18 protein-coding genes are annotated in these 16,095 nt (G+C 39.1%); 6 read left to right on the top strand and 12 right to left on the bottom strand.

The features are described from left to right. Positions 1 to 102: 102 nt before the first annotated feature. The gene (locus AR328_RS13570) at positions 103 to 1,377 is read right to left on the bottom strand and encodes an L-cysteine desulfidase family protein (RefSeq protein ID WP_066295778.1); all 1,275 of its coding nucleotides are present in this window, start codon (positions 1,375 to 1,377) and stop codon (positions 103 to 105) included. A 181-nt stretch (positions 1,378 to 1,558) separates the two neighbouring features. On the opposite strand from AR328_RS13570, the gene AR328_RS13565 reads away from it, so the two are divergent. Beyond that, positions 1,559 to 2,257: a DUF421 domain-containing protein gene (locus AR328_RS13565; protein WP_066295776.1), complete on the top strand. Its 699-nt coding sequence runs from the start codon at positions 1,559 to 1,561 to the stop codon at positions 2,255 to 2,257. Between the two features lie 40 nt (positions 2,258 to 2,297). Here the strand turns inward: AR328_RS13565 and AR328_RS13560 are convergent, their stop codons facing one another. The 5 genes from AR328_RS13560 to AR328_RS13540 form a co-directional block, all read right to left on the bottom strand. Next, the gene (locus tag AR328_RS13560) at positions 2,298 to 2,930 is read right to left on the bottom strand and encodes a response regulator transcription factor (RefSeq protein WP_066295772.1); all 633 of its coding nucleotides are present in this window, start codon (positions 2,928 to 2,930) and stop codon (positions 2,298 to 2,300) included. Beyond that, complete coding sequence (locus tag AR328_RS13555) at positions 2,923 to 3,969, bottom strand: sensor histidine kinase (RefSeq protein ID WP_066295768.1); 1,047 nt, start codon at positions 3,967 to 3,969, stop codon at positions 2,923 to 2,925. The genes AR328_RS13560 and AR328_RS13555 overlap by 8 nt, the downstream gene beginning before the upstream one ends. After that, a complete protein-coding gene (gene liaF / locus AR328_RS13550) occupies positions 3,966 to 4,700 on the bottom strand; it encodes a cell wall-active antibiotics response protein LiaF (protein ID WP_066295966.1) in 735 nt (244 codons plus the stop codon). The genes AR328_RS13555 and liaF overlap by 4 nt, the downstream gene beginning before the upstream one ends. 130 nt (positions 4,701 to 4,830) lie before the next feature. Continuing rightward, a complete protein-coding gene (locus AR328_RS13545) occupies positions 4,831 to 5,478 on the bottom strand; it encodes a PspA/IM30 family protein (protein ID WP_066295766.1) in 648 nt (215 codons plus the stop codon). 21 nt (positions 5,479 to 5,499) lie between these two features. Continuing rightward, the gene (locus AR328_RS13540) at positions 5,500 to 5,847 is read right to left on the bottom strand and encodes a lmo0954 family membrane protein (RefSeq protein ID WP_066295764.1); all 348 of its coding nucleotides are present in this window, start codon (positions 5,845 to 5,847) and stop codon (positions 5,500 to 5,502) included. A 239-nt stretch (positions 5,848 to 6,086) separates the two neighbouring features. Here AR328_RS13540 and AR328_RS13535 point away from each other — a divergent pair, with 239 nt between their 5' ends. Continuing rightward, positions 6,087 to 7,007: a VanW family protein gene (locus tag AR328_RS13535; protein ID WP_066295759.1), complete on the top strand. Its 921-nt coding sequence runs from the start codon at positions 6,087 to 6,089 to the stop codon at positions 7,005 to 7,007. 47 nt (positions 7,008 to 7,054) lie between these two features. On the opposite strand, the gene rraA is transcribed toward AR328_RS13535, so the two are convergent. Continuing rightward, complete coding sequence (gene rraA / locus AR328_RS13530; protein WP_066295753.1) at positions 7,055 to 7,531, bottom strand: ribonuclease E activity regulator RraA; 477 nt, start codon at positions 7,529 to 7,531, stop codon at positions 7,055 to 7,057. Positions 7,532 to 7,718: 187 nt separating this feature from the next. Between rraA and AR328_RS22575 the strand changes: the two genes are divergently transcribed. Further along, positions 7,719 to 7,874 (top strand): hypothetical protein, encoded by a 156-nt coding sequence (locus tag AR328_RS22575; protein WP_231734836.1) that lies wholly within the window; start codon positions 7,719 to 7,721, stop codon positions 7,872 to 7,874. Positions 7,875 to 8,038: 164 nt separating this feature from the next. Then, on the top strand, positions 8,039 to 9,565 hold the full coding sequence (locus AR328_RS13525) for an FAD-dependent oxidoreductase (RefSeq protein ID WP_066295752.1): 1,527 nt from the start codon (positions 8,039 to 8,041) through the stop codon (positions 9,563 to 9,565). 55 nt (positions 9,566 to 9,620) lie between these two features. Here the strand turns inward: AR328_RS13525 and AR328_RS23315 are convergent, their stop codons facing one another. Both AR328_RS23315 and AR328_RS13520 read right to left on the bottom strand, forming a co-directional pair. Continuing rightward, on the bottom strand, positions 9,621 to 9,755 hold the full coding sequence (locus AR328_RS23315) for a hypothetical protein (RefSeq protein WP_269433520.1): 135 nt from the start codon (positions 9,753 to 9,755) through the stop codon (positions 9,621 to 9,623). 69 nt (positions 9,756 to 9,824) lie between these two features. Then, on the bottom strand, positions 9,825 to 10,967 hold the full coding sequence (locus AR328_RS13520) for a DEAD/DEAH box helicase (protein WP_066295751.1): 1,143 nt from the start codon (positions 10,965 to 10,967) through the stop codon (positions 9,825 to 9,827). Positions 10,968 to 11,120: 153 nt separating this feature from the next. Here AR328_RS13520 and AR328_RS13515 point away from each other — a divergent pair, with 153 nt between their 5' ends. After that, the gene (locus tag AR328_RS13515; RefSeq protein ID WP_066295750.1) at positions 11,121 to 11,552 is read left to right on the top strand and encodes a hypothetical protein; all 432 of its coding nucleotides are present in this window, start codon (positions 11,121 to 11,123) and stop codon (positions 11,550 to 11,552) included. A gap of 142 nt (positions 11,553 to 11,694) precedes the next feature. Here AR328_RS13515 and AR328_RS13510 read toward each other — a convergent pair whose 3' ends face one another. After that, complete coding sequence (locus tag AR328_RS13510) at positions 11,695 to 13,146, bottom strand: alanine/glycine:cation symporter family protein (RefSeq protein ID WP_066295746.1); 1,452 nt, start codon at positions 13,144 to 13,146, stop codon at positions 11,695 to 11,697. A 325-nt stretch (positions 13,147 to 13,471) separates the two neighbouring features. On the opposite strand from AR328_RS13510, the gene AR328_RS13505 reads away from it, so the two are divergent. Then, positions 13,472 to 14,701, top strand: a complete 1,230-nt coding sequence (locus tag AR328_RS13505) for an MFS transporter (RefSeq protein WP_066295964.1) — start codon at positions 13,472 to 13,474, stop codon at positions 14,699 to 14,701. 21 nt (positions 14,702 to 14,722) lie between these two features. Here the strand turns inward: AR328_RS13505 and AR328_RS13500 are convergent, their stop codons facing one another. Then, positions 14,723 to 15,349, bottom strand: coding sequence for a hypothetical protein (locus AR328_RS13500; RefSeq protein WP_066295745.1), 627 nt, complete (start codon positions 15,347 to 15,349; stop codon positions 14,723 to 14,725). Then, positions 15,330 to 15,875 carry a sigma-70 family RNA polymerase sigma factor gene (locus AR328_RS13495; protein WP_442854450.1) on the bottom strand — a complete coding sequence of 182 codons (546 nt, stop codon included), beginning with the start codon at positions 15,873 to 15,875 and terminating at the stop codon, positions 15,330 to 15,332. Before AR328_RS13495 ends, AR328_RS13500 begins: the two co-directional genes overlap by 20 nt. Between the last annotated feature and the right edge of the window lie 220 nt (positions 15,876 to 16,095).

The raw sequence follows: 16,095 nt of genomic DNA, 5'->3' as shown, positions 1-16,095 counted from the left end.
AGATATGAGACAAGTCTTTGGAATATTATTTTGTTGGAAAAGATTTTAGCGACCAGAGAATCCGCATTTCTATAAAACTCGTTAACCCTGGCCACGCTTCTCCTATTTCTCCAGCATCAATTTCAAAATAAGCTCATCTGTTTGACGGGTGCCTTCATTTCCGAGCTTGCAAAAGCTTTCGATGCTTTTCTCAACGTCATCGTGGATAAATCCGTCAGTAGATTGAATTTCTTGGTGATTGAGTGCTAATAATGCGGATTGGACAGCTACGTTCGAACAGGTAGATACCTTCATTGCACACCCCGCCTTTGCCCCATCGCATATCATCCCAGATACATTTCCGATTGTATTTTGTACCGCAGCTTTAATTTGCTGAAGATTTCCGTCCAGCAAGTAAACAATGGCGGAGCTTGCCCCCATTCCCGCAGCTGTTACTCCACATAAGGCGGACAGCCGGCCAAATTTTGATTTAATATGGATTGTGATCAGGTGACTTAATGCAACAGCCCGTATCATTTTATCCTCAGACACGTTCAGTTTTTCAGCTACAGCCACGACAGGAAGAGTCACCGCAATCCCTTGGTTCCCGCTGCCCGTGTTTGCCATAACTGGAAGTGTCGAACCTGCCATGCGCGCATCAGAGCCAGCAGCGGCAAGGGACATCGCAGCAGTTGCCAAATCATCGGAAAGCAACCCTTTTTTCACATTCTCTTTAATCGTTCTTCCAACATTTAAACCGTAATTACCGGACAAGCCCTCCATCCCGATAACCCGGTTTAACTCTATACTCCTTTTCACCAGTGATAAATCCTTTACATCAGCCTGAAGAACCCAATGATAAATTTCATCAATGGTTAAACTTTCTAATTCCTCTTCATCCGTTTGAATCCCAATATTCTCGCAGCCTCCAAGGAACACAGCCTTGCCATCTACTTCAATTAACGTAATATTGCTATGATTATCCGAAATCACTACTTTAGAAGTCTGCTTATCTGTTTGAATCGTTACTTCGATATATAGTCTTTTTGGTGAATCAGCCTGCCCCGCTTTCACTTTCCCCTCATCAATAAGCTTGAAGGCCAAAAGCTCATCTTCCTCCGTTAATCCCTCTAACAATTCCAATTTCTTCTCATGGTTTCCCGCAACCGCTCCGAGCGCTGCAGAGAAGTCCAGCCCTTTCCCGGACATCCCAGGTATGCCAACGGACTTTGCATTTTTGATAATATTCCCGCTTGCCTTCACGCAAATTTCTTGGATTGTTCCTTCAACATAGCTTTTTGCCGTTGCTGCAGCCAATGCAATGGCTACTGGTTCTGTACATCCTAATGCAACGAAAAGTTCTTTTTCTAAAATTGTTAATATTTTATGATTGTCCATATTTTCGCCACCTGTCTAAATACTTACTTAATTTTAACATAACATTTATTTTTATGTTCCACATGTTAATAACACTATCTGGAAAATAAAAATGTACACCAATTGCACTCATAACTTCTTCATTTTGGAAAAATAATAGTACTAGCATGAATCTAATTCACTTTTAATGAGGGACATTGTAATGAGCCTGTTACATTTAACGGTTGACCTTGTTGTTGGTTTCTTTTTTTTGTTTATTATCGTCAAAATTGTCGGGAGAAAGATTATTAAACAAATCTCTCCCTTTACATTTATTTCCTCGATTGTTTTAAGCGAAATGCTTGGAAATGCAATGTATGAGGAGAAGGTTGGCGTTCTTTACATCATATACTCGATGAGCCTATGGGGGGCATTATTATTTACAGTAGAACTCCTTGATCGAAAATTCCTCTTTTTCCGCGGAATTTTCCAAGGAAAACCGATTGCCCTCATTAAAAACGGCGTAGTCGACAGGGATGCCCTGAAGAAATGCAGGTTGAATCTTAACCAGCTTCAAAGCCTGCTCCGTCAAAGCGAAACCTTTTCTATTCGCGAGGTAGCATTCTGTTACTTAGAAAGCAGCGGATCCATTAGTATATTAAAAAAGTCTCGCTATCAAAAAACGACACAAGAGGATTTCAATTTTCCGGGAAAATCCATCTACGTCCCTATAACACTCATACGTGACGGGACCGTGTTGTGGGAAGAACTTGAAGACATTGGCTTTAAGGAGGAATGGTTGAAAACACAGCTATCCTCTCAAGGGATTACAGAATATAAAGATGTTTTTCTAGCTGAATGGCTTGAAGGCGACGGACTTTTCGTACAATCCATCCATCCGCCAAAACAGCCACACCATTAAAAAAGACCTTCTCTAAAAAATTGAGTTGGTCTTTTCATCGCTATTCTGTAAGTGAATGCTTAAAGGCATAGATTACAGCCTGAGTCCGGTCCTGAACGTGGAGCTTGCTGAGAATGTTGCTGACATGCGTCTTTACAGTTTTTAAAGCGATAAATAGTTCATCAGCGATTTCCTGATTGGTCTTTCCTTCCGTCATGAGCAAGAGTATTTCCATTTCTCTGCCGGTCAATTCTTCATGAGGAAGCTGTTGGTTCCTCTGCCTCATTTTCACCATCATTTTTCCCGTTACTTCCGGTTCTAAGACAGATTGCCCCTGATAAGTGGATCGGACAGCATCAGCAATTTCACTCGCTTTTGAAGTTTTCAGCATATAGCTTGTTGCCCCCGCTTCAAGAGCAGGATAAACTTTTTCATCGTCTAGGAAGCTTGTTACAATAATAATTTTCGCATCTGGCCATTGTTCAATAATATTTCTCGTTGCTTCAATTCCGTCCATTTCCTTCATGACCAAATCCATTAATATGATATCCGGACGTAAATCTAATGCCATATCAATGGCTGTTCTCCCATTGTCCGCTTCCCCAACTACTTCAATATCGGGCTGTGCAGACAAATAGGAGGAAACCCCGATTCTCACCATTTCATGATCATCAACAAATAAAACTCTAATCATTGGCCTCACCCTCTTGCTTCATAATAGGAATTTTCACTTCAAGCCGTGTACCGCTATTTTTCAAACTAATGATTTTGAGCGTTCCCCCAACTTCCACCGCACGTTCATGCATATTCTGCAGACCATAGGAACCAGCTTTTGCTTCTTCAACGTCAAAGCCAATCCCATCATCCACCACTCTTAAAATAACAAACTCATCCCTTTGAATTAGCAATACTTCGAGCTTCGATGATTTTGAATGACGGAGGGTGTTAGAAACCGATTCCTGAAGAATGCGAAATAAATGATCCTCTATTCCTTTATCAAGAGGGAAGTCCTCGACTTTCCATTTAATATCCATCGTTACTTTTTGTGATAATTCGACAAGTAATTCCTTTATTCCTTCTTGAAGGGACTTTCCTTTTAGAGCAGCAGGTCTTAAATGAAGCAGAAGGGCTCTCATCTCGAGTTGAGACTGATGAATCATTTCCTCCACCATTTTCAATTGCTTCGTTTCCCTTTCATTTGTCTGAGGCTTTGCTTCATTGATTGCTGACATTAACATTGAAGCCGCGAACAACTGCTGACTGACAGAATCATGAAGCTCCCTTGCCAAACGATTTCTTTCCTGCGAAATTACTTCCTGCACACGGCTCTCCATATCCTCCGCCTTTTCTGTTGCCAGCTTTTGTGACAGCTTTGCCTGTTCGGCAATTTGCTTCTGAATTTTGCCTACTCTGTTTACAATCGAGTGCAATTCGGGAGGGGCATTCAATTCCTTCGTTTCTATTTGACGCCCTTCTTCAATATGATAGAGCCAGTTATCTACTGTTTGAATTTGCTTCTTCCAATTAAATCCCGAGATTAAACCAAATAAAATCCCAATAAAAATACTGACACTCGGAACAAAAATAACATAGGGAATATCCATGACATTTGTATCCCAAAGTTCTTTCCAATCAATCAGCGGAAAACGAAATAGAAAAGAAATAATAAAGAAGCTGCAGATGAGAATAGATGCAGCTACTCCGATAACGACTTGACGCTGAACAATACTCATACGCGCTTCACCTCTAAATCACCTACAGGGATCGAGGTGAAAATTTTGACACGTTGTTCAGCTTGATCAAATCCTGGAGTTTGGACTTTCAATGTCTGATTAAAAACCTTTGGTTCCTGAGTTCCAAAGATTTCTATTGAACCAGCTAATACAGAGTGATTGACACTTATTTCTATATCATAAGGAACGAGGACTTGAATGTTTCCAATTAGATTTCTTATATAAATAACCGTTTCCCCTTTTGGGAGAACCGTGTAACTTAAATCAATAACGGTATCCCCGATCCCTGTCTGAATATTAATATCGCTCCACTCATAGACATGATCGGGAGTCTTCTGTTGTCCGAATAGTTGATTGCCGAATAAAGGCTTATGTCGAATGACCTTTTCCTTCTCCAGATTCAAACTTGGTTCCTTCAATTCAGGCTTGATATGTGCTGGATTTTTCTTAGCCTGAACGAATTGGATTAAGAAATGGATGAGAATGGCCAACAGAAAAAATTTAAATGTAATCATACTAAAAATACTAATAATTAAAAAGATAATTCCAAGCCAAAACAGGAGTTTTCCGGATTTACGAGGCATCCATTTTCTCCCTAGATAAATCATGCCCACTTCCACAAGGAGGGAGAAGATCAATCCCCGATTAAAAAACGTAAATTCCAAAAAGAGAACAACTGCCCCTAATAACAGTATCCAACTTATATATTCACTCTTCACTCTATTTATCATGGGTCCCCCCACCCTCCCTCCTTATAAAAAAAACACAAGCGCAATGATAATGGATGGATGTAAAATATTCGCTATGAAATTTCCAAAAAAGGCGCAGTTTTCCACGCCTTTTTAGAATACCATGTTTCCATTAAGAAATAGAATGGGTTTGTTCTTTTTTCAAATCTTTTTCTATTTGTGCAATGCGTGCGTCAATCGTACTGCGATAATAGGAACTGTTTACTTGATTTTCTAAACGGTCTAAATACGATTCAATTTCTTGGAAACGGGAAGCTGACTTATTAGATGAGATGTCTTGATCAAGCACCTGATTCATTTTCACTTGAGCTCTCGTCATATTTTCACGGCCCATTAGTTCCATGCGGCGAATATGCATATCTTTCAGCTTATGCTTCATTTCTTCATATTTTCTTTCTAATTCAGCAAGCTGCTGGTTGGACTGGTTCAGCGCATCCTTTAGGCGTGCCGTACGTTCCTCATATTGTGCATGCTCCGCAGAAGCAAATAAGTAAAGTTCATTTTCTCCAGCCTGTGAAGCAATTTCAGCCTGACGTTTTCTTTTTGTTGCTAATTCCTCCGCTTGGCGATATTCCCTGCTGAATTCTTCCTTCAATGCATATTGGCGTTCCAGCAGTTTGCGAACCTTTTCTGTTTCCTTTTCACTATCACGTAAATATTGATTTAAGAGCGTAATTGGATTTTTCTTTTCCTTTTGATCTAATGCCTCATTGATATCTGCTAAAACAGTGTTTTTAATACGAGTAAATAGATTTGTCATTTTTCTCTCTCCTTTAGGTTGTTAGTTTTTCTTTATTTCAGCCCATTGTTTCTCAAAACTTGTGAATGGGTCACCGTTTTCTTCTACAATCACTGACTTTTTTTCATTCCATTTTTTATAAACTAGGTACAAAACATATGCAGCGGCAATACCGAGGATTGCTGGTATATTGGAGGCAGTGGCCATTAGTGCAATAAAACCAATGATCCCCCAGCCAATTTTCATTAATGTTGAATCTGTTTTTAGAAATTGTTTAAACACGTAGTACAGAATGACGATGCTGATTCCAAGCGCCACCAATGGTCCCAGATTTGACAATAATACAAATGCAGCAATTCCTCCTGCTAATAGTAAACCGAATTTTTTCATTTTCGTTTCCTCCTTTCTTGATATCATCTTACCTTGATTTCATTCTTCTCATAACGAGCCTGAGCTTTATTTTCTACTAGGTCCAGAGACCGAGCGTATGAACGGACTGAAGGTAGAGTACCTGAAAAATTAACAGAAACAGACGTCCAATTTTACCTAGCGGAACTATAAATAAAACATGAGAATCTTACATTGAATTCTCTGCTCTAAACCATACTAGATTTAGGAGGTGTGCCAACATGTACCTTGCTTGGCTATACGGAATTTTACTATTCATCCAGCCTGCTCAACCGCCTGAAGACTTAACATTTGAAAGCAAGGGAGAATTAGTCCTTACGGTTAATCGAATAGATTACACAACCCCTTTTCCGGATATTCCTTTAATCGATATAGAAAAACTAAAGAATCTTCTTGAAGAGGTAGATAAACAAACATATGAAGCACCGAAAAATGCTTATATTAGCCAATCAGGAAAAGTAATAGCTGAGGAAATCGGCAGGAGATTACACCAAAGGGCCTTTATCGACCAGTTTTATACATATTTTTACAACAAGAATGCTTCCAAAATGGAAGTGCCCATACTTCCGATTCACCCACGAGTGGATCGGGATTTATTGCTGCATATTCATGTCAAACGGATTGGAAGGTATGTGACTTTTTTTAATCAAGGCAATAAAGCGCGCTCTCATAATATTACCCTTGCAGCTGAAGCCATTAATAATCAAGTTGTTTTTCCGGGTGAAACTTTTTCCTTTAATCGTGTAGTGGGAAAGAGAACAAAGAGTAGAGGCTATTTGCGGGCGCCTGTTATTGTTCGAGGGGAGTTAGCTGAGGATATTGGCGGGGGAATCTGCCAAGTCTCATCTACCTTATTTAACTCAGCCGACCGAGCTGGTTTGAAAATTATCGAACGCTATTCCCATTCCAAAAGCGTTCCTTATGTACCAAATGGAAGGGATGCTGCGGTCAGCTGGTATGGACCCGACTTCTGCTTTAAAAACGAATATAGCTTTCCATTATTAATACGGGCACGAGCATCAGGTGGACAAATTGCCATCCACATTTATTCGTCTGATGAAATCGAATATGAGCCCCGGATCGTTCCTGGTGCTTCGAAAACTCTACCTGAGGAAATCCCGAGCAACGGAGGAGAAAGCTGACTATTATGGTCAAAAACCAAAGAGGCCACCTAGGGCCTCTTTATTTTTTAGATCAGTTCTTTAGAGCTCAATACGATTCCGTCTTCATCCGCATAGATGTAATCGCCAGGATTCCAATCAATCCCTCCAAATGTAACAATAATATCGATTTCTCCCTTCCCATCCTTTTTGCTCCTCAATGGGTTACTTCCGAGTGCCAGAATTCCTATATCCATTTTGGCCAGCTCTGCTGTATCCCTAACACATCCATTAATAATGATACCTGCAAGCTTCCGAGTGACAGCAATTTCAGCCAACATATCCCCAACCAACGCGCATCTTTTCGAACCGCCACCGTCCACAATAAGGACATTTCCTTCTGGTATTCTTTCTAATGATTGTCTCACTAACACATTATCTTCAAATACTCTTACTGTTGAGATTGGGCCATAGAACTGCTTCCTTTTTCCGTACGAGCGGAATTCTTGCTGGCACACTTCCAATTCTTTTCCATATTTATCACAAAGATCGGCTGTTTTATTCATTGTCCTTCAACCTCCTAAGCTATTTTGTTTCTCATCTTCTATTAATTTCATTATTAATAACGATAATCCCTTTATTATCGGAAAAATATGTGTTTACCGAGCATATATCTTAAATGAGTCACCTTTTTTAGTAATCGAGATTAACCGATTTAGGCTTACAAGGATCGCAAAAAAAGGAGGCATTATGATGATATTAATGATTGTGACAACACTCGGTTTTGTCATTTCTTTAGGTATTGTTGGACTCATTCTGCATTATTTTACGAATAAAGCACTCAATCATGATGACGCAAAGACGATTGATCCTTTACCAAACGATGAAGCGACTGAAAGCAGTGAATAAAAAAGTGATGAACATTAATTTGTTCGAATGGATGAGCTGGCTATTTTATCATAGCCGGCTTTTATTCAAATAAATAATATCTTATCGTTATTCCTCCTACTACTTGTATACAAATGTCACCTATTGGAAAAATTATGGATGAAGAAACCTATAGGAGGAAAGGTATGTCATCTAATAATAAAATGCCCCAATTTCCTGAGTCTTATTGGAGAGAAGCTCCCCTTCCGTCATTCGGAAAGCTCACTGAACATACTTCTGTTGATATCGCCATTGTCGGAGGCGGGATTACCGGAATTACAGCAGGTTCCCTTCTGGTGAAAGAGGGGTTAAAAGTAGCTATCCTGGAGGCTGGAAACATTCTAACGGGAACAACTGGCCATACTACGGCAAAGCTAACCGCCCAGCATGGATTGATTTACGATGAATTTATTAATCACTTTGGTCTGGAAAGGGCAAAGCTTTATTACGAGGCGGAAATGGGTGCGATCGATTTTGTTCGCAGCCAAGTACAGGATAAACAGATTGATTGCGACTTTAGTGACCAGCGTGCCATCATGTATGCAACTTCAGATCAGTATGCCAAAAAACTTGAAACGGAAATGGATGCATACGAAAAGCTCGGGATTAACGGCAATCTAGAGAATAGCATCCCTTTTAATATTAATATTAAATCGGCCCTTGCGATGAATAACCAGGCTCAATTCCACCCAGTGAAATATTTAAATACATTGCTGCAGGATTTTGTCGATGCTGGCGGCATTGTATATGAAAATACAACTGCGGTTGATATCGGGGAAAATGACCATCCTGTCGTGATTACAAGGGATGGACACCGAGTAAAATGTAAACAAGTCATTGTTGCGTCTCATTACCCATTTATAGACATAATGGGATTTTATTTTGCAAGAATATACGCCAATCGCTCTTATGTACTCGGGATCAAAACAAACACAGATTTCCCTGAGGGTATGTATATCAGTGCTGATGAACCAACTCGCTCTCTCAGATATACACCATTTAATGGCGATAAATTAATTCTTGTTGGAGGCGAAAGCCATAAAACAGGACAAGGTATTAATACAATGAAACATTATGAAGCGCTTGAAAGCTTTGCCGAAGAGGTTTTTGGAATTACGGAATTCGCATACCGCTGGTCAGCGCAAGATTTGATTACATTGGACAAACTCCCTTATATAGGCAGAATTAAGGCCAATAAACCTAATATTCTCGTTGCTACCGGTTTCCGAAAATGGGGAATGACGAATGGAACTGCGGCAGCTATGCTTCTAAAGGATATTATTATCGGAAAGGAAAATCCTTATGAAGAGTTGTTCTCTCCTTCTCGATTCCAGGCAGATCCAAGTCTTAAGAAGGTTATTTCTATTAATGCTGATGTGGCTGGTCACCTCATTAAAGGAAAGCTCGCCGTTGATGCCAAAGAGCTGGATGAGATCGAGAATGATGAAGGCGCTGTAGTGATGATAAATGGAGAAAGAGCCGGTGCGTATCGCGACAAAGAAGGAAACATTCATCTCGTTAATACATCTTGCACACATATGGGCTGTGAAACAGAGTGGAATGATGGAGATCGAACATGGGACTGTCCTTGCCATGGGTCAAGGTATAATTATGATGGAGAAGTACTAAACGGACCAACGAAATTGCCGCTTAAGAAAATCGATTTACAGTAAAAAAAGAAAAAATCCTCTACATAAAGAGGATTTTTTCTTTTTTCTTAAAAATCATTTACTCTTGGCGGCGGTTTTTCTGCGGATTATCGTGGCCTGTTGTAAACTCGACTAACTCTGAGCTCGTCCGATTGCCTTTTTTCGCATTCTTATTGCGTTCCGCATTTGCATTCCCTTGTTTTTTTCTGCCCATAGCTTCCTCGACTCCTTTTTACTATTTCAAAAAGTAGTATGGGCGAATATTTAAACTTTATTCTACTGATTATTTTCGCTGGTCCGGATCGACTATTTTACCAGCACGCATGACTTTCTTTGAAGCTTGGATACCAAGCTCCTTCGTAAATTTCCTAAGTTCTCGTTCCTCTCTCTCTGTAACTAAGGAAATAACCGTTCCGCTCGCACCGAATCTTCCAGTTCTTCCTGAACGATGAACATATTGCTTCAAATCCTTTGGGAAATCGAAATGAACGACATGGGTGACATCTTTAATATCCAACCCTCTTGCCGCTACATCTGTCGCAAGCAGCATATTAGTCTTTCCTGTTCGAAAATCCTTTAAGGCATTTTGCCGATCGATTTTATTTAAGTCACTGTGAAGGGAGCTTGTTAAAATGTTCTTATAAGCTAACTTCTCTGACATGACTGTTAAATTTCCTATATCTTTTACAAAAACAAGTGCTTTAATCTCATCCAACCTTGAAATTTTTTCGAGCATCATGATTTTGTCTCTTTGCTCCGTCATAAAGTAAATATGATCAACATTTGCAGCGTTGATTGTTTCATCTTTTTCAACTCTGATCATTTCAGGTTCGGCTGCTAATTCGCGTGCCAACTTTTCTATGCCTTGTGGCAATGTAGCAGAGAATAATATTGTTTGACGATCACTTAAAGCGGATTTTACGATAGTTCTGACTGTTTCCAAATGCTCAGGAACAAGCAGCTGATCTCCCTCATCAAGCACGATTGTCTTAACTTCATGCATCTTTAGCTTTTTCTGTTTGATTAACTCAAGCATTCTTCCTGGCGTTCCTAAAGCTATATGGGGATGCTTTTTCAATTTTTCCAGCTGCCTCTTCACATTGGCGCCTCCAATAAAGGAAGCCGCCCGAATTCCGCTGCCCTCAGACCACTTTTGAATTTCTTCAAAAATTTGCATGACAAGTTCTTGGGAAGGGGCAAGAATCACTGCCTGTACGCTCTTTTGATCGCTTTCAATTTTCTCTAAAATCGGTAATAAATAAGCTAGCGTCTTCCCTGTTCCTGTCGGTGATTCAGCAATAAGATCCTTACCTTCAAGCGCAGCAGGAATTGCCTTCGACTGAATCGTTGTAGGCAGCTGAAAATTCGACTTTTTCCATACGTCTTGGATAAATGGCTTTAGTTCGCTAATTAAAGTTTGTGTCATAAAGGACTCCTTATATGTAAACATTCATTTTTTGAAAAGTATTTTCGCTACTGATACTAGCGTATCAAGCATAAGATGTCTAGTCTTTGTCAGCTTTTATGAAGAATAGTGAGACACCTGTCCGGTCATATTATTAATGAGGAGGTGAATCCTTTGCACCGTATAGTTTTCAGCTTGTTATTTATAGGATTACTTGTTTATACTTCACCTATTCATGCCAGGGAACAGAGTGAGAAGATTGAAGTGTATCATATAGATGAAGCAAAGGTTATAGAAGAAATCACTCCTACTGAAGGCGTACGTTTGGAAGCAGAAAAATATTTATCCAATATATCTGGTGTTTATAAAAAAATAAATCCCATTCCGAAAAAAGGGTTTATTGTTAGGATTCCTCTTCATCCTCCCCTTAAAGTTCAAAATCAATGGATTCATACACTCGCAGATGAAGTGAATATTTTTTATCCTGCTGGTGAAGACCCTTACATCATGATGTATGATGATGAAAATAATGTTTACTTTTTTACGCTTAATCGAAACAAATTGGAATTTACCAAAATGGCTAAGTACTTAGGAATAACACCATAAAAAAAGGTGAGACCTAATGTTAATAGGTTTCACCTTCTTTAACTTTATATTGCTAGAGCATAGATATATTCTGCTGTATTAGCTTTTAGCGCCTTCTCTTGTGCTCTGATTTGTTTGAAAGCTTTAGTTTCAGCTAGATATATTAAGATACCTTTTCTTTTTCCTCTTGGTAGCCGTTCTCCCAATACTCAGCATTTTTGATGCCAAGTTTTGTTGAGTTAAATGTAGGATCGAGTCCTTGTTTCTTTTGTTGTTCGTAATCCTTTAAGGCAATTATTGCTGGTTTTGCCAGAATGCAGATTGCAATCATATTCAGCCACACCATTATCCCTAATCCTGCATCCCCAAATGCCCAAGCAAGATCTGCTGTTCTAATTGCACCGTAGAAAGTTGAAACTAACAGGACTATTTTCAAGATAAACGTTGGCCATTTTGCATTTTTAAACAAGTAAGTAACGTTCGTCTCTGACATATAATAATATGCCATGATTGTAGTAAAGGCGAAAAAGAATAGTGAAATCGCAACGAATCCAGCTCCAAATCCTGGGAAAGCGGTTTCAACAGCAGCCTGAGTATAACCCGGACCCGCTTCAACACCAGGGATATTGTTAACAATCATCGTTTCTCCATCTGGACCAACTGTATTGAACGTTCCTGTAAATAAAATCATAAATGCAGTAGCTGAACAAACTAATAATGTATCAATATACACTGAAAACGCTTGCACTAAACCTTGTTTAGCCGGGTGAGATACTTCAGCAGCTGCCGCAGCATGCGGACCTGTACCTTGACCAGCTTCATTCGAATAAATACCACGTTTTACTCCCCAAGCTATTGCACTACCAACGAGTCCGCCAAACATTTCTTCAGCACCAAATGCACTTTTGAAAATTAATGCAAAAACATTTCCTACTTCCCCAATATTCATAACCATAATAATAAGTGCAACAAGAATATATCCAAGAGCCATGAATGGAACTACTAATTGTGCAACATTGGCAATACGTCTTACTCCACCAAAAATAATAAATCCTAATAAAGCGATGATAACTAAACCAGTGATCCAAGTTGGAATTTTAAAAGCATTCTCCATACCTGCAGCAATTGAATTAGATTGAATACCTGGCATTAATAAAGATAATGCTAGAACGGCAGAAATAGCGAATAGAACGGCAAACCATTTGACACCCATACCTTTTTCAATATAGAAGGCTGGACCCCCGCGATATTGGCCATCTTTTTTCACTTTGTAAATTTGAGCTAAAGTTGACTCTATATATGCTGTAGCAGCACCGATGAATGCCATAGCCCACATCCAGAATACTGCCCCTGGTCCTCCCATTGCGATCGCAGTCGCAGTACCAGCAATGTTACCAGTTCCAACGCGGCCAGAAAGAGCAATAGATAAGGCCTGAAAAGATGAAACGCCCGCTTCGGAACTTTTTCCTTGAAACATGAGTACGATCATTTCTTTAATATGTCTCACTTGTAGGAATCTAGTAAAAATCGAAAATAGTAAACCTACGCCTAGACAAATGTAAATAACAGGTGTACTCCATAAAATATTATTCAAACCATTAACAAAAGCTTCCAAATAAAATCCCCCTTTGTAATTGTATTCTGAATCTTTTTCCTATTACGAATTATAAAACAAGCATTTAAAGAAAACAATCATTATTTTTAAAAAATCTTTACACTTGTCATTAAATCTATTATACTGAATTTTTAGCTAGCAATATCCGATATATCACATTTCGGTTACTAGATTTAAAGCGTAATTTTTGGCATCCTCACTTTACACTAGACAGCTCTATCCCCGAAACAATGCCCACTTTGCATATTCCTTCATATTTTCGTAATCTGATGTATACTATATTTAGGGAAACGAAATAAAAAAAGGAAAGAAGTGTTTGAAAGGAATGAATCCTGATTCAAAACGGAATTTATTCATAATGTGGTTCGCCAATTTCTTCGTGGCTGGCAGCATGACAATGGTTTTGCCATTTATCTCTCTGTACATTGAGACGTTTGGGAACTTTTCTCCGACTTATGTACAGCATTGGTCTGGATGGACATTTGCCATTACATTTGTTGCAGCTTTTCTCTTCTCGCCGATTTGGGGAAGAATTGGTGATTTATACGGGAGAAAGAAAATTCTCATTGTTTCAGGCTTAGGAATGGGCTTATCCATTTTCCTCATGGGATATGTCACTTCTGTCTGGCAGCTTTTCATGCTCCGGCTTTTTATGGGGATCTTTACAGGCTTTATTCCAATGTCTCAAGCATTTATTTCAACGCAAACCCCAAAGAAAATAGCTGGAAAAATAATGGGGACTTTACAGACCGGCAGTATTACAGGGTCGTTAATGGGTCCTATGCTAGGCGGGGCTTTAGCGGATGTATTTGGCTATGCTGATACATTTAAGTGGACTTCGATTTTCATATTTATTTCTGCACTGCTCGTCATATTAACTAAAGAAATGACCCTACAAAATAAGGAAGATAAGCAGACAACTTATTCTAGTAAGGAAGTCATTCTCCATATTATTCGCCACCCTGTTCTGCTAACCGTTTTGCTCATCTCAGCTCTTATTCAAATGGCTCATTTTAGCATCCAGCCCATTCTATCTTTATATGTAAGTGAGCTTCATGGTACGGAAAACCTTGCATTTTTTGCCGGAATCGCTTTTTCAGCAGGCGGGCTTGGAAACTTGATGATGGCTAGAAAATGGGGGAAAATTGCGGACCGCTACGGCTATATCAAAATCCTAGTTATTTTGTTATTTCTAGCTGGCCTTTTCTATCTGCCAGGAGGATTTGTCACGAATTATTGGCAGCTAGTGCTCATTCGATTTACTCTTGGTGTAACAATAGGGGGGATCATTCCCGTTCGGATTGCTTATATCAGGCAAGAAGCTCCTATCTCCATGCAGGGTGAAGTTCTTGGGTACAACACAAGCCTTCGCTTTTTCGGAAATATTATTGGTCCCGTGATGGGCGGACTTATTTCAGGATATTTTGGCTTTTCAGCAGTATTTATTATAACAAGCCTGCTCCTGATCTTGAGTGGTTTTATTTTGTTAGTCGCTATGAACCGCAATTCGGAAGTGGCTGGGTTAAGCTTGAGTAAAAAAAGAATGCCCTCATAATTTCGGGGCATTTTTTGCTTTTTATTTTTCCTTTGGATAGAGAATGAAGGTTTCCTTTTTCCCATCCCATTCCACTGTCACTTTTACCGTTTCATCCTCTTGCATCATTGCTGCTCCACGATTAGGCCCGGAATGATTTGAAAAAGACTTCATATCCATTTCTTCTAATGATCTGCCTCCTGAACCTGAGTTTGTTTCAAAGCTATATGACAAGGGTTTTCCCTTTATATCCGCAAAGTCACCCTTATACTCCATATTAAAAAATTCTTCCGATTCACTTTCATAACCAGTAACTCCATTTTCCTTTTTGAAAAATACCCCTTTTCCATTGAACTTATGTGTGGCTCTCCAATGTTCGCTTTCCCCGGAATATAGGTAATCGTGAATAATGATATTCTCTTTTTTCTCAGCAGCATTTTCATTGGACAGGAGTGTTTTATCATTTGTTAAAAAATATATCGCTCCGACAGTAAGGAATATACAAATAGCCCCGCTTAATAAATATTTTATTGGCAGAGTGAAGGTTTGCCTCTTTTTTGGCAGATTCGAAAGGGTATGATGGACTCTATTTTTTACTGCAGGATGTGTTTCAAGCTTCTCTTCTTTTATGATTTTTTTGATATCTGCATCAAATTTTGAGTGGTCCATTTTCATCTCTCCCTTCTTCATTCACCTTGTTAAGATCGTTTGCGAGCAGCGCCCGTGCACGGTTTAATCTTGATTTCACTGTGCCTTCCCTAATATTAAGAACAAGTGCAATATCCTTTATGGAACAATCTTCAAAATAAAATAACACGACAACCGTTCGGTATTTTTCACTTAACTTTGATATAGCTGCTCTTAATTCATCAAATTCATTTTCAGCTTTTTGAGGATTAGCCAAGTTGTCTATATGATTCAACGAGAGGATTTTTTTCTTTTTCTTTAACATATCGTTGCATTCATTTATTAAAATTCGAATTAGCCATGTTTTGAAATAGGCTGGATTTTTCAGCTTAGAAATTGAATGATAGCTTTTCAAAATCGTTTCCTGTATTGCATCTGCACAATCCAATTCTTCTTTCAGAATCCCCTTTGCCACCCGATAAAGGGAAGACTCGCAATTTCTTATTAATCGTATAAAAGCCTCCTCGTTCCCTCTCTGGGCAAGAAGAACATCATTTTCCGAAAGCACCATCATCCCCCCTTGTGCTCATTAGACCTCAATTGGTGCGAAAAGGTTCCAAAAACTTTGTTGAGTTTCAATTAAAATCGTGGATTTTTTGTGTGATGGGTATGAGCGTGGTTATTTGCGGACAGACGATCCTTTATTTCAATAAAAGTCGCATTTTTGTCAATGAGTAGGACACAGCATCCGTTATTTATAAAAAAAAGTGGAAAATAGCTTTAATTTC

Source organism: Bacillus sp. FJAT-29937, assembly GCF_001509555.1.
Lineage (GTDB): Bacteria > Bacillota > Bacilli > Bacillales > Cytobacillaceae > Cytobacillus.
The sequence above is the reverse complement of the archived record's forward strand: the minus strand, read 5'-3'. Positions and strand labels throughout refer to the sequence as shown.

What these genes read in the sequence shown, in the direction of transcription:
- AR328_RS13560 (WP_066295772.1), bottom strand. Translation starts at nt 2,930, where the DNA reads ATGATTAGAGTTTTATTTGTTGATGATCATGAAATGGTGAGAATCGGG.
- AR328_RS13565 (WP_066295776.1), top strand. Translation starts at nt 1,559, where the DNA reads ATGAGCCTGTTACATTTAACGGTTGACCTTGTTGTTGGTTTCTTTTTT.
- AR328_RS23315 (WP_269433520.1), bottom strand. Translation starts at nt 9,755, where the DNA reads ATGGGCAGAAAAAAACAAGGGAATGCAAATGCGGAACGCAATAAGAAT.
- AR328_RS13570 (WP_066295778.1), bottom strand. Translation starts at nt 1,377, where the DNA reads ATGGACAATCATAAAATATTAACAATTTTAGAAAAAGAACTTTTCGTT.
- AR328_RS13525 (WP_066295752.1), top strand. Translation starts at nt 8,039, where the DNA reads ATGTCATCTAATAATAAAATGCCCCAATTTCCTGAGTCTTATTGGAGA.
- AR328_RS13520 (WP_066295751.1), bottom strand. Translation starts at nt 10,967, where the DNA reads ATGACACAAACTTTAATTAGCGAACTAAAGCCATTTATCCAAGACGTA.
- liaF (WP_066295966.1), bottom strand. Translation starts at nt 4,700, where the DNA reads ATGATAAATAGAGTGAAGAGTGAATATATAAGTTGGATACTGTTATTA.
- AR328_RS13535 (WP_066295759.1), top strand. Translation starts at nt 6,087, where the DNA reads ATGTACCTTGCTTGGCTATACGGAATTTTACTATTCATCCAGCCTGCT.
- AR328_RS13505 (WP_066295964.1), top strand. Translation starts at nt 13,472, where the DNA reads ATGAATCCTGATTCAAAACGGAATTTATTCATAATGTGGTTCGCCAAT.
- AR328_RS13545 (WP_066295766.1), bottom strand. Translation starts at nt 5,478, where the DNA reads ATGACAAATCTATTTACTCGTATTAAAAACACTGTTTTAGCAGATATC.
- rraA (WP_066295753.1), bottom strand. Translation starts at nt 7,531, where the DNA reads ATGAATAAAACAGCCGATCTTTGTGATAAATATGGAAAAGAATTGGAA.
- AR328_RS13555 (WP_066295768.1), bottom strand. Translation starts at nt 3,969, where the DNA reads ATGAGTATTGTTCAGCGTCAAGTCGTTATCGGAGTAGCTGCATCTATT.
- AR328_RS13500 (WP_066295745.1), bottom strand. Translation starts at nt 15,349, where the DNA reads ATGGACCACTCAAAATTTGATGCAGATATCAAAAAAATCATAAAAGAA.
- AR328_RS13540 (WP_066295764.1), bottom strand. Translation starts at nt 5,847, where the DNA reads ATGAAAAAATTCGGTTTACTATTAGCAGGAGGAATTGCTGCATTTGTA.
- AR328_RS22575 (WP_231734836.1), top strand. Translation starts at nt 7,719, where the DNA reads ATGATATTAATGATTGTGACAACACTCGGTTTTGTCATTTCTTTAGGT.